Origin of the sequence: Streptomyces sp. NPDC002889, from assembly GCF_042888425.1 — a bacterium.
Lineage (GTDB): Bacteria > Actinomycetota > Actinomycetes > Streptomycetales > Streptomycetaceae > Streptomyces.
Genome location: NZ_JBIAPT010000030.1, coordinates 63779 through 76260 on the forward strand (window position 1 = coordinate 63779; position 12482 = coordinate 76260).

The 12482-nt window shown below is 69.1% G+C and carries 11 protein-coding genes; 2 read left to right on the top strand and 9 right to left on the bottom strand.

Annotated elements, in window-relative coordinates; all coding sequences use genetic code 11:
- Positions 1-10: 10 nt before the first annotated feature.
- From ACFYWI_RS33075 to ACFYWI_RS33100, 6 genes are all read right to left on the bottom strand, one after another.
- Complete coding sequence (locus ACFYWI_RS33075) at positions 11-1159, bottom strand: conjugal transfer protein (protein WP_389239460.1); 1149 nt, start codon at positions 1157-1159, stop codon at positions 11-13.
- Complete coding sequence (locus ACFYWI_RS33080; protein WP_389239461.1) at positions 1156-1422, bottom strand: hypothetical protein; 267 nt, start codon at positions 1420-1422, stop codon at positions 1156-1158. Before ACFYWI_RS33080 ends, ACFYWI_RS33075 begins: the two co-directional genes overlap by 4 nt.
- A gap of 53 nt (positions 1423-1475) precedes the next feature.
- Positions 1476-2375: a hypothetical protein gene (locus ACFYWI_RS33085; protein WP_389239462.1), complete on the bottom strand. Its 900-nt coding sequence runs from the start codon at positions 2373-2375 to the stop codon at positions 1476-1478.
- A 482-nt stretch (positions 2376-2857) separates the two neighbouring features.
- The gene (locus ACFYWI_RS33090; protein WP_389239463.1) at positions 2858-4465 is read right to left on the bottom strand and encodes a DUF2637 domain-containing protein; all 1608 of its coding nucleotides are present in this window, start codon (positions 4463-4465) and stop codon (positions 2858-2860) included.
- A gap of 1022 nt (positions 4466-5487) precedes the next feature.
- Complete coding sequence (locus ACFYWI_RS33095; RefSeq protein WP_389239464.1) at positions 5488-6060, bottom strand: hypothetical protein; 573 nt, start codon at positions 6058-6060, stop codon at positions 5488-5490.
- Positions 6060-8546 carry a DnaB-like helicase C-terminal domain-containing protein gene (locus ACFYWI_RS33100; protein ID WP_389239465.1) on the bottom strand — a complete coding sequence of 829 codons (2487 nt, stop codon included), beginning with the start codon at positions 8544-8546 and terminating at the stop codon, positions 6060-6062. The genes ACFYWI_RS33095 and ACFYWI_RS33100 overlap by 1 nt, the downstream gene beginning before the upstream one ends.
- A gap of 693 nt (positions 8547-9239) precedes the next feature.
- Between ACFYWI_RS33100 and ACFYWI_RS33105 the strand changes: the two genes are divergently transcribed.
- Together ACFYWI_RS33105 and ACFYWI_RS33110 are read left to right on the top strand one after the other, a co-directional pair.
- Positions 9240-9452 (top strand): hypothetical protein, encoded by a 213-nt coding sequence (locus ACFYWI_RS33105; protein ID WP_389239466.1) that lies wholly within the window; start codon positions 9240-9242, stop codon positions 9450-9452.
- Positions 9453-9657: 205 nt separating this feature from the next.
- Complete coding sequence (locus ACFYWI_RS33110) at positions 9658-9972, top strand: hypothetical protein (protein ID WP_389239467.1); 315 nt, start codon at positions 9658-9660, stop codon at positions 9970-9972.
- Positions 9973-10041: 69 nt separating this feature from the next.
- On the opposite strand, the gene ACFYWI_RS33115 is transcribed toward ACFYWI_RS33110, so the two are convergent.
- The 3 genes from ACFYWI_RS33115 to ACFYWI_RS33125 all read right to left on the bottom strand — a co-directional run bounded on the left by ACFYWI_RS33115 (position 10042) and on the right by ACFYWI_RS33125 (position 12353).
- Positions 10042-10539: a recombinase family protein gene (locus tag ACFYWI_RS33115; RefSeq protein ID WP_389239468.1), complete on the bottom strand. Its 498-nt coding sequence runs from the start codon at positions 10537-10539 to the stop codon at positions 10042-10044.
- A gap of 490 nt (positions 10540-11029) precedes the next feature.
- A complete protein-coding gene (locus ACFYWI_RS33120; protein WP_389239469.1) occupies positions 11030-11239 on the bottom strand; it encodes a hypothetical protein in 210 nt (69 codons plus the stop codon).
- Positions 11240-11834: 595 nt separating this feature from the next.
- Positions 11835-12353, bottom strand: a complete 519-nt coding sequence (locus ACFYWI_RS33125; RefSeq protein ID WP_389239470.1) for a hypothetical protein — start codon at positions 12351-12353, stop codon at positions 11835-11837.
- Positions 12354-12482: the final 129 nt, after the last annotated feature.

The window sequence follows — 12482 nt, forward strand, 5'->3', positions numbered from 1 at the left end:
GTTTTCTCCTTCAGGGGGTGGCGGTGGGAGCGGCGCTGGACGTGGGGGTGCTGGGCGCCGTGGAGGGGATCGCGCCGGCACTGGGGGCGGCGGACGCCGTGGGTGCGGCGGCGGGGGTCGGGGCTCCGTCCAGGCCGGCGATCTCCCACCGGCCGGCGCGGGCCTTGAGGGTCAGCGCGTAGGTGAGCGGGACACGGACCTCGTCGTGACCGGTCGCACGCAGCGCGACCAGCAGCCGCAGCGTCGTGCCGTCGCCGGGCACGGTGGTCACCGGCTCGGTGCCCTTCTCGCCCTCGATGGCGAGGGAGTCGACGGCGATGCCCGTGTACGGGGGCGGAGCGACGGGGGCGAGCCGGGTTCCGGGGGCGAGGTAGCGGTCGAGCTCCCTGGCGCCGGTGAGGTAGGCGTTCAGGAACTCGGTGACGGCCTGCGTGCGCGGGTCTGCGGGAAGGGCCGGCCGCATCGGTCCGTAGACGAGGGCAGGGGCCTCGATCCGCTCCGGCGCCGAGACTTCGGCCGGCATGGCCAGCGCTGTGTAGCCGCTCGCCCCACCGGCCGTGGGTGCGGTGGCGACCGGGACCTGGAAATACCGCACGGCTCGGGCGGCCGCGGCCTTGGCGTCGTCCTTCGTGTTGGGGCGGTCGTCGTCGGACGGCTTGGCGGAAGGGGCAGTGTCGGTGATGCGGGCGGCCACCGTCACGGACCAGATGCCGCGGTCGGTCTGCCGCAGCCGTACGACGGTGAGCTGCTCGCCGCGGTGGCGGTCCGAATCCCCTTCGAGACGCAGGCTGGTGGCGTCCGGGTAGTAGGCGGCGAGCTTGTCCTGGTCGCCCTCCCCCGCCGAGATGCAGGCGGCGACAAAGAGCTGGGCGAAGCCGGCCGCGCCCTGGGAACCGGTGGCGGCAGGCGCGGTGGGGGCTGGCTTCTTCTGCGCCGGGCCGGCCTGTGCCGGGGCCGACAGGTACGCGAACGTACCGAGCAGCGGGCCGAGGACGAGCAGCCCCCAGGCCGTCCAGCGCAGGGCGGCGGCGGTGTTCGCCTGGGCGCCGGTCGACCAGCCAGCCACATCTTGCGGCCCCTCGTCGATGTCCCAGTCCTGCGGCTCGGTGTCGGGTGCGGCCGCTTCCTTGGCCGGGCGACGGTTCCAGGCGGACTTCATGCCGAACCTCCAAGGGGCACAAGGGTGTGGCCGGCCAGCTCGGCGATCCGCCTGCGCAGCTCGGTCTCCGGGCGCTGCTGCAGCGCGTGAAGCGAGGCGAGGACGTCGGCTGCGTCGTCGGCGAGGAAAGCGCGCAGCCGGTCGTGGGTGTGGGTGTCGAAGGGCTGCGAGACCAGCGCGGCGCCCAGCTGGATCAGCAGACGCTGGGCGCGGGTGACGCGCTCTTCGTCTGCGTCCAGGGGCACCCTCACGGTCTGGGGCATGCGGTTCTCCTTCTCTGGGAGCGGGCGGACGGCGGCCGGGCGAGAAGTCGGGGTCATGCCGCGGGCCTGAGCTGGAGCGAGGCCGTGAGGCGGGACACGGCGCGGGAGCGGCGGCGCTGCCACGCGCCGGCCGTCGTGCCGGTGCGGGCGGCGGCCGTGGCGTCCGGGACCGGCTCGGTGCTGTAGTGCCAGGCGATGGCCCGGCCGTCGGCGGGCAGGAGAGTGCCGCTCTCCATCGCGTCCAGGACCAGCTCGAGCAGCTCCAGGCGGGCGCGGCCGGCCTCCGCCTCGCTCATGACTGCGGCGGGCTGAAGGCCGGCGGAGGCCGCGGCGGCGCGGATGGCCCAGGCCTCGGCCGCCTCGGCCGGGCCGGGCGCGCTGTCGGCCAGGTCCTCGGCGACCGCCAGGTCCTCCCCGCGCTCTTCACGGTCGGCGGCGAGCTCGGCGCAGACATGACGCAACGTGTCCAGAGCGAGGTTGGCGGCGGGCCGGCCGGGACGTGTGTGGATGCGCCCGGAGCAAGCGACTTCGAAAAGGGCAGCCACCGTCATGTGACCGATCGCGTCGAAGGAGCGGCCACCGAAGGGACGGACCTGGCCGCGGGTCATACGGACGGCGGCCGGGATCATCGCCTGCACGACGATGCGCGCGGCGAGGGTGGCCGATCGGTCACGGCCGGCCGCACGCCGCAGCAGAGCACGCAGCACGGCATCGGTCAGCGCGTCGGTCATGGCCCCGTCGCGTGGGCGGAGTGCGGCAAGCAGCTGCGCCGGGCCGAGGGTGCACACCCAGGAATCGGTCACGGCCGCGACGTCGTCGGCCAGGTGATCGGTCACCAGCCACTCGGTCATCGCGGCGTGGACGGCGGTGTCGGCGCACAGCGCTGCCCACTCCGCATCCAGGCGGTCAAAGATCCCGCCGCCGGCATGGGCGGGGTGCGACAGGTCGAGCACGGCACATCTCCTTTCGGATCTCGTGCCGTGAACTCTCCTCAGACCGGCTTGCCCGAAGGCTTGCCCAACTCCCTGAACGAGCAGGTGGGTGGCTTGCCCATGTGCTGGGCAAGCCGCCGGGAACCGATCGGGCAAGCCTGCCGGGGACTTGGGCAAGCCTGGGTGACCGGTCGATGCAACCGTGGGCAAGCCTGCGTGCCGGGACGGGCAAGCCTGTGCCCCGGCGTGCTGGAACCATGTACGGGACGGGGGCGATCGGTTACGGCGACGGGTGAGCGATGAGCGGCAGGCCGGTCATGCCCGATGGCCAGTGAGTCCCGGACCGGCCATCGGTCACGGCCGCGTGGATCGGTCACGGGGCTGCCGGTCCTCGGTCACCGGTATCGGTCACCCGGGGCCCTCGGTCATGGCCGACGGACTGCGGGCATGACGGTGGCCGATGACCGGACACGGTCATCGGCCACCGTGTGACGATCGGCCGATCAGCTTCTGACCGACCGGAGGCGGGTGCGGCCCTGCTGCCGGCGCTGCTCCCCGAGGTACTGGGCCGCAGCGTTCACGCGCCGCTGTCCGGTCTTGGGAGACACCCCCAGCCAGCGGGCGACTTCCGCGCCGGAGAGCTTCTGCCCGGCTTCCTCGGCCTCGGCCAGCCACTCGGCGACGGTCACAATCTGCTGCTGGACGGGGTCCAGTTCGGGCTCTTCGATCTGCTGCTCGGGCAGCCGCGCGGTCGCCGCTCCCGTGTCGGTGACCGAGGTCTCCCAGGCGGCCGGCTCGCCGACGGGAGCCTCCGTCATCCTTGCCGACGGGACATCGGGTGCACTCTGCTGCGGCACTCCCCCGCCGGCCCGGCGGTCGTCTAACGCCGAGGCGCTGGGTACCGGGACCGGGTCGGCCGCGTACGGCTGCGCACCCACCGGCTCCGCCATGGCAGGCTGCGCAGTGACCGGCGGGGCGAACCAGGCGTTCGTCTCAGTGGAGCCCAGGCGGCCATCGGTGCCGGCCATGACCGTTGCGGTCGGCCGGTCCTCGGCCTGCGTCTGGCGCAGCTGCGCCAGCACCGGCTCGAGCAGGGCGCCGGTCAACGGCTGGCCGGTCTCCGGATCGCTCACCCCGTAGGTCTGGGCAAGGAAGAGGGTGAACTGGCCAGCCTCCGGGAAGGCACCGTGCTGACTGATGAAGACCCGGCAGGCTTCGGCCAGGTCGATCTCGGGGACGTCCTGCTCCTCGGGCGCAGGCATGCTGCCCATGGCAGACGTATCCGCGCGGACTTCGTACTCCCCGCGGCCGGCGGCCGCAGTCTCGCCGAACTCCCCGGCCGCCAGGGGCCTCTGGTCCTCGCTGTCTGCCTGAACGGTCGGTGCCTGGTTGTCAGCGTGCTCCACTGCCACAGCGGCGCTGAGGTTCAAGCCGGCCTCTTCCAGGACGTGCGGCGCGGTCTCTGTGAGCGGCACGCCGAACTTCGCCAAGCGCAGCGGCATCAGCGCCTCCACCGGCGCCTTGCGGCGCCATCGGCGCCCGAAGCGGGCCTGCAACTGCGCCTCGTAGACAAGCCGGTGCTGCTCCAGCTTCACCGCTCCCTCGTAGCTGCGGATCTCCCAGAGCTTCATACGGCGCCACAGCAAGAAGGTGGGCACCGGCGACAGCAGCCAGCGCGTGAGCCGCACCCCTTCCATATGCTTGTCCGCGGTGATGTCGGCGATCCGGCCGACCGCATGACGGGCGGCCTCCACCGACACGACGAACAGCACCGGAATGACAGCATGCATGCCCACACCCAGCGGGTCGGGCCAGGCAGCCGCGCCGTTGAACGCGATCGTCGCCGCGGTGAGCAGCCAGGCCGTCTGCCGCAGCAGCGGGAACGGAATGCGCATCCACGTCAGCAGAAGGTCCAGCGCCAGCAGGACGCAGATGCCGGCATCGATGCCGATGGGGAAGAAGTACGAGAAGTCGCCGAAACCCTTCTGGACGGCGAGCTCGCGCACGGCTGCGTACGACCCCGCGAAGCCGATCGCGGCGATGATCAACGCTCCCGCGACAACGACGCCGATCAGTATTCGATGTGTGCGGCTCAGCCGTGGCTGCTGCACAAGTGTGGTCCTCTCCCCCGTTACGTACGATGCGTCGGGCACCGGGAACAGCTCTCCTGAAGATCCAGCCTTGCATGCTGAGCGCCCTTGTCTCAGCGGTCCGGGAGACAACGGCACCTGCTCCGCGTCAGTCCTGTGCGAGAAACACGTGGATGCGAAACAAGGAAGGTATCGATGACACCGCTGGGTCTGCTGGCCAGGCAACACGTGGCCCCGGTGATGGAGGAAGCAGGCTTCAAGAAGTCCGGCCGCGCATCCGGCTCGTCGCAGACAATGGTGATCAAGCCATTCTCGGGTTCGCCCGTCACGAGGTAGATGCTGATACCACCGTTTTCGAGGCCGACTGCAGCATCGTTCTGGCGCCGTATGGGAAGCGAATCAACCGGCACTCGGCGAGCGGTGATGTGCGGGCTCCCGTCGCGCCATCCCGCGGCACAGCCGCCGTGAAGAACTGGACCACCTGACCCCGCCCCCGGGGCCCTGGCACCTGCGTCAGCGTCGCAGGCAGGAGGTTGCCTGCGACCCAGAGCGGGATGGGGCGCTGCTGCAGGCGTTCGCCCGCTGGGAACAAGCAGCTCGCAAGGGCATGACCGTCGCCGTGGCCGTGATGGCCGAGGTGCTGCGGCAGTACGACGGGCAAGCAGAGGCCGAACGATGGTCCAACCGAGTGGATCCCGAACTCCTCCAGTCGATCCGTGATGCGGCAGCACAGTTCGAAGAGGAAGAGACGGACGATCGCGGGCCAGACCAAAGCCGGGGGAAGACTCGAAGGAGGACAAAGAGCAATCATGAAACGGCTGTGGACACAAAATTGCGTATGTTGTGTCACAGAACCGTTGAGCCGCCCCGGGCGACCTGCGAAGATCCATCGAGGTACCGGACCGTGAGTTGAGCCATGTCCTGTCCTCTCCTTGAACTCCTCATCGCCTGGTCAGGTCGGGGAACTCTCTCGGTGCGCGAGTCGTGAGCCGGGCGAACTCCCTGCGCTCCGGGGCGGACCAGACGCTCAGTGAGTGGCGGGGTCACCTGAGCTCGACGGAGTACGAGCTTCCGGGGAAGTCCCAACCGTCGGTGCCTTCGCCGATGTCCTCCACGATGACGTCGTCGATGAAGTGGTCCTCGAACTCGTCGTCGGTGAGCTCGCCGGCGGCCCAGAGCTCCTCGATCTCGCCCCAGTTGCCCCTGCTCCCGTCGATGCGCAGGGGCGAGGCCCGTCGGGTGCCGCGCTCGCGTTCGTCGTCGCCCGTCTTGACGATGCCGCTGATCTCGAACTGGCCGTCCTTGACGTGATCGGGGATCGGGTCGGCGGGGACGATGGCGACGTTCTCGTAGGCGGTGTGGATGAGGTCGCGGTAGCTGCGGCGGATGTTGTACTCAGGGTCGGACAGCCAGTTGAGCAGGGTCTTGGTGGTCACGTGGAGTCCGGCATCTTCCAGGGCCTGGTATCCGCGGTGGGTTGCGGTGAGGTGGCTGAGTTGGGCGTGCCAGTGCCGGGCGTGGTATGACGACAGCCGGTGCCGGGGAGTGACCTGAGAGCGCAAGAGGTCGTTGAGGGCGCCGCCCAGGGAGCCTCCGCGGCCTGTGGGCCCGGCCATCAGTCGTCACCTTCGGGGATGATCTCGCCGCGCTGAATGTACTTGGCCTTCACTTCGCCGAAGCCGGTCCCGATCCGGTACGTGGCGGGCGGCGTGCCCGGGGGTGTCCAGAAGACGGCCGCGTCGACGTTGCGCAGGGCGATGAGCGTGTGGCCGTCCTGGACGGCTTTGAAGGCCATGGTCCAGTGGCGGACGGATGCCTCGGCGACCATGCTCATGCGCCAGTCGGGCCGCCAGAACGGGGACCGTTGCTCCTTGCGCTTGGGCCACAGCAGGCGCAGAGCGATGGACAGCCGGGTCTTGTACGCCTTGTAGGGGTCGCCGCCGGTCTGGACGAGCTCGGTACGAGCCTGTCGGGCAGCTGTGTAGAAGGGCTTGAAGAGGGACTCGTTGGCCTTTCCGGTCCAGGAGTCGTGGATGGCCGGCGCGGCGTCGAGGTGGCCTTCGCGGACGAGCTTCTCGAGCTGCTTGATGTGGGGGGTGGTGACCCACACGCGGCCCTGTTCGTCGGGCCGCTCGATGGCGCGGCCCAGGGGGTGCGGCATGTTCGGGTGGTTCCACTGCGGGATGTCGATGAGGTAGATGCCGGCCTGCGTCTTGTCGAACGCTGCGAGGGGGCCGGTGTGCAGCAGCTTGTTCGGGGCGAGGGGCACGGCCGAACAGGCGGACGGGTAGCTGCCGTTGCGGTCGATCAGGCACATGACGCCCTCGCCGAAGGAGTCGGGCACGAGAAGCTGGTCCCGCCTGACGCGCTTTCCGTTCGCCCTGGTGTGGGGGACGCGGGTGCTGGTGATGTCGGGGTGGACCCAGCGCGGCTCGCCGTCCATGTCCTCGCTGATCAGCGGCCACGGACCGCTGTCCCGTTCCTCGGTGCGGATGACCTTGATCGGGTGCATCTTCGAGCGGTCGACCGCGTCCTTGAGGATCCTCAGGGCGGGGAAAACCGCGCTCTCGGGCTCGTCCTCCTCATCCCCCGGCGCCAGACCGTCTTCGTCCCCGTCGTCGGTGTCTTCTTCGTCGGCGTCGTCCGGGACGTGCCCGCTGTCCGCGGTGTGCTGGACAGCGGCGGGCTGCCCGGTGGTGTTGTAGGCGCGCAGCGCGGCGGCGAGGCGACGTCCCTCGGCGGTGTCCGGCAGCTGCGGCGGCGCTGCAGCTGCCTGGGCCAGGGACGGCCCGAGTTCCGCAAGGGCTTCCTGGTCACCGTTGGCCAGCGCGGTGCGCAGCGCGGCCAGCACGTGCGTGAGGGAGGCTGCCAGCCCCTGCTGGGCACCGGAGGTGTAGGGAAGCGCCGCTTCGGCCAACTCCCGCTCCACCGCACTGCCCAGACTCCGCGCGGATCCTTCGCCGCCCGCACGGCGGACGGGGGCGGCTTGGGCGTCGAGGAAGCGGGCGTGCAGCAGGTCGGGCCGCAGGTACGCCGAGCCGATGATGCCGAAGTCGCGTTCCGCGACCGTCACCTGGATTTTGGAGGGGTCCTCGGTCGGTGCGAGCGTCACCAGGACGTCGGCGTCCAGGAGGCCCAGGAGCGTGGGGTCGTCGCTGTCGACGATGGCGAGCACCGGTACGTGCAGCGTGCGGGCGAGGCCGGCCAGGACCTGGGAGGCGTCCGGGAGACGGTTGCCGGACAGGGGGAGGCGGGCGTTGTGGGCGGCCTGGAGCCGGTCCACGACCACGAGGGCCAGGTCCTGGACGTACGGGGCGGTCTCCGCGATCGCCTCGGCGGTCAGATCGCTGCCGTCGTCGATCAGCAGCGGCGCGTGGACCAGCTGCTGGGCGACCTGCTGCTCATGCTCGGTGAGGCGGCCCTGCTTCAGGCGCGGGTAGTCGCCCCCGGTCTCCGCGGAGATGATCCGGCGCATGATGTCGGCCTGGTTCGGTCCCGACGCCGCGTACAGCACCCGGTGGTTGTCGACGAGCGCGGTCTGCCGTGCGGCGGCCAGCCCCAGCAGGCTCCCGCCGACGTTCGGGGCGGCCGCCACGAGCATCAGCCGGCCCGGCTGCAGACCACCCGTCGCGGTGTCCAGGCCGGGCAGCCCGAACGTGGGGCCGCCGGCCGGGCCGGAGGTGAGCACGGCGCCGATGGCGTCGCCCAACGTGGCGAGCCTGCGCGGCGCACTGTCGCGGTCCGGATTGCCTTGGCTGTTCACCGCACCTCCTGCGGGCACCGCGCCGGTGTGCGCGGCCGGATCGGATGAGAGGGCACCGGAGGCGGCGTCGACGGGCAGCAGCACCGCGACCGGTGTGGTGTTCCGCAGGAGCACCTGCGGGTGGCCCTGAGCCGCCAGCGTGACGAGTTCGCCGAACTTCCCCTGCGCGGCGCTCAGGGAGTGGGACGGCAGGCCCTCCGGCTTCCGGGCTACGGGGAGGCGGTCCAACGGCGCCAGCAGAACATGATCCTGCCGCTTATGGATCCGCGTCGTGAGCCCTTCGTCCTCGGCGCTCTTCACCAAGGCGTACAGGGCGTTCCGAGCTTGGGTCGCGTTCATCGCGTCCTCGGCTCGTTGCGACTGGCCCACTCAACCCTCCTAGAACACTCAACTCCCCATCATAATACCAGAATACACTCATTCTCTTGAACGAAGTCACAACGTTTTTCGCGTAACTCACTCAATTATGAGGCGCTTCACTGTGGGTTGACAGCCTGGAGCACGACTCTCCCACCGGCGCCGACGGGCGGGCTCAGCTCTGCGCTGCCGGCTTCTGCTCCTTCTGCTCTTCGGGCGCGTCCTTGTACGCAAGGTGTCCGACTGCGGAGTAGGCCTTCTCAACTTGTCGTTCAGGTCGCCCGCGAGATCCCGCGCCGTGCCGGACGACTCCTTGAAGTGCTAGCCGAAGGCGGCGCCCTGCTTAGCCCGTCCGTAGACCGGGACGACGGTGGAGTCCAGGTCGATGGTCAGCGGACCGGCCAGGGGCCGCGAGCTCCTCGCCAAGGCCCGTCTCCACCCGATCGAGTCAGCACGACGAACCCGTCCTGCCCACCGAACTCACCGCATAGCCTCAAAAGAGGATCACCGAGTGACCGTCGATACACCACTCCAGCGGACGTGACCGCCGTCCTAATCTCTCGTGCTTCGGACAGTGCCGCTGTGTGATCCGCCGAACAGGCGTCTCCCCACTGGCGCCTTTCGCCCACTGTGGACCCACGTTGGAACAGCTCTCGGTGGGTGGAGGGGATTTCCTTGTCTGAGGCGACGCCTGGGGATGCCGTGTCCGTGGAGGTCGCGGTGGAAGGAAAGCTCGCCAGCAGGAGCGGCGAGATGTTCGTCGAGGTGCAGCGGGCTGACGGAAAAGCGACGGCTCTGTGCGCGGTCGCGGGAGGCCTGCTGGCCGTCGTCGGTGCCGCGCTGGTGGCACTCGGCCTTGGGGACCAACGGAACAGCCAGTATCGGTGAGATTCATCTTGAACAGTGAGAGGACCCCGGCGGTGCTTCCGGGGTCCTCTGCCGTGGCGGGGTAGCCGCAGGTCAGCCCTGCGGAGCACAGTGCTCGCGAACAACAACTGGCGGCCGCTACCGGGTCTCCGGGGCCTGGAGCCGTTCGCGGAGGTCGATCTCTTCGGGGGTGAGCGGGTCCTCGGTTCGGCGGATGCGGACGGGCTTGGGCCGCAGCGGCCTGCTCGGCTTCGGCGAGGGCCCGGTAGAGCGAGGCAACGGACGGGGACTTGCCCGCGTTCTTGCCGGTCTTGATGGTGAGCTTCTTCGCGATCTCCGGAACGGGGACGCCCTTGCCCTTGAGGGCGACGCCGAAGGTGAGCATGTCGTCGTCGATGACCTTCGGGCGTCCCCCGTGGTTGCCCTTGGCCGCCGCGGTGACCTGGCCTTCGAGGGTCTTCTCCCGGATGTGGTTGCGCTCGATCTGCCCGGCGACGGCGAGTACGGCGAAGAACATGGCGCCATGCCGTTGGGGTCGTAGATGCCGGTGAGCGGGCCGGTGAGGAGTTCGAGCTGAATGCTGCGGCCTGGAGCTCGGTGGACAGCGTCATCAGTCGGCCGCGTTCCTGGCCAGACGCTTGAGCTCGTGCACGGTGAAGATGACCGGCGTCTCGGGTGCGGCCTCCTTGAACTGGTGAGCCAGCGCGAGCGCCTTAGCCAGCTCGGGCCGCACCTTGACCCGGGTGCTGATCTGCTCCCTGAAGACGTTGTGGCACTCCGCCCGGTGGAGGGCTTCGAGCTGGCTCGCCAGCTCCTGCCGCGCGGTCGACGTCCTGGCGTACCCGATCCGGATCGGTCGCTCCGTGCGGGGCGCGGGCACGACGGCGAGCGCCGGACCCTGCTTCCACGCGCGGCCGGGGTGCCGGTCGGCGGGGACGGGGATTTCCAGTTCCTCGCGGAGCGCGGGGACGAGGACGAAGCGGGGGGTGTGGTACTTCGCGGCGGTCTTCCCGCCCCGGGTGCGGCAGGCGCTGCCGGCGGGCGCGTCACAGTTCGGGCAGTCGTGACGTTCTACTGCCAATGCGGCCTGATCGGGCGTCAAATCCATGGCGGCAGTCTCTTAAGTAGAACCCCGTCGCACAATGTGCGGGTTTTGAGGGGACTTTTGCGAGCGGCGACCTGCGGAGATGTGATCACTCGCGGGCCGTTCTCAGAAATCTCACAGATGGTCATTTATGAGAGGCGCCGAGCCTCGCATGATCTATATGTAGTGATCTCTTTCTTCGGCCAGAACAGCCGACGGGGGCTGCAGCAGACGATGTGCTGCAGCCCCCGTTTTGGACAGGTTGTGATGACCGGGTTTTGTGGCCCGGGCTTCAGCCCACCTCAGCCGAAGGTGTCAGGCGGGGGCGGAGGAGGGGTCGGTGCCGGCGGGGTCGGCAGCGGCGCCGGCGGGGTCGGCTGCGGCGGAGGGGTCGGGTCGGGCGGCCGCTGCCACGGAGGCAGCGGCGGGATCGGGTTCACCGGAGGAATCCTGTATTGCATGTGTGCTCCTTGAGTTCTGCGGTGGTTGATGATGGCGTCAGTTGCGACGCCGCTTACATGTCGATTTCGTCCAGCGTCTCGGACACCCAGCTGGCTACGACAGCCCCGACGGCAGCGCCTACCAGCGCTCCTGCCGGACCGCCAGCAGCGAAGCCCAAAGCGGTCATGCCGCGGCTCACCAGAAGTCCGGCGCCGCCAGCCGCCACGCTGGTGACGGCCCTCTTGGCGTAGCGCTCGGTCTTGTCTTCGCGGCTATCCGCCATGCCCGCTCACCCCCTTCTCTTGGAGGCCCACACAGATGAAGTGGGCTGATTCGATACTGACTCAGATGCCTCCCGTCGGAATATGGGGGGAAGCCTGATGCTGGCGACCTGGAAACGGGATGGCCCCTGTTCAGTCCGTGACTTGATCGTTGTGGCCCATGGTGTCATTGAGGTAGGCGCGCAACTGCGCCTTTGGGAACAAGCCAAGCCGATCGGTGACGCCTTTTCTTAAACCTTCTGCGTCGCTTGGCGAGGAAGACCAGCCTGTCCCCAAGTAATTCCATCAAGCCGCACGCCTTGCGGCACGGTCTTCTCCGACTCCTCGACGCGGGCGCGTCCCGCTGCGGAAGGTTTCAAGGTGCGGCCACCCAGAAGCACCCCACACCGGGCGGTCCCCCTTGATCCGCACCGGCTCCCACGAGTTCGTCGCCTGGCTCGCGCAACGGGCCGCTGGCTGTCCTACTCGCTCGGCATGACATCACGAGATCGACCCGCCGCACCACGACACGACCCATCGCCCAGGCCTGGTGCCTGTGCTTTACGCAGATCGAGGCCCCCGGGAGATCGAAGGATCACTGGGGCCCCAATCTGATTTCTACGAGTCACACCCTCCCGGGACATAACTGTAATCGTCGAGGAAAAGCAGATTGGTGCCGAGGGCTTCCTCGTAACTCACCGACCATGTCGATTCGAACGGCGCACCGCCCTCCACATAAAAGATCATGACATCCCCTTGGGTAACGACATACCCAGAGAAGCCGCCCTCTCTGTTGTTTGCAGCAACGCTCCCGTCGCCGGAGAAGACGTAGGTCCAGTGCCCGTCGGGTGCGTCGTTCTGGCCGCCGCACCAGGAGCCCACAACACTCTCGGGCACGGACGGTTCGGGTTCCGTGGTGGTGGGGCCCGGTTCGGGTTCCGTGGTGGTGGGGCCCGGTTCGGGTTCCGTGGTGGTGGGGCCCGGTTCGGGTTCCGTGGTCGTCGACGCGGTGGTCACCGGATCCGGTGCCGGCGGTTCGGGTTTCTCATTTGTGCAGGCCCCCACGACCAGAAGCGCCAGGCACACCCCCAAGGCACAGAAGAAACGTAGAAATGAGCCCGGCGCGGATATACGCATGTCGTGCCCTCCAAATCAACGCGGTGGATCGATGGCAGACGCTCCAGAGCGGTCATACCGCGGCTCAGGAGCGTCGGGACCCGCTGGCGGCCGCGCCCGTCGCCGCTCTTTTGAGGTATCGGTCGAACT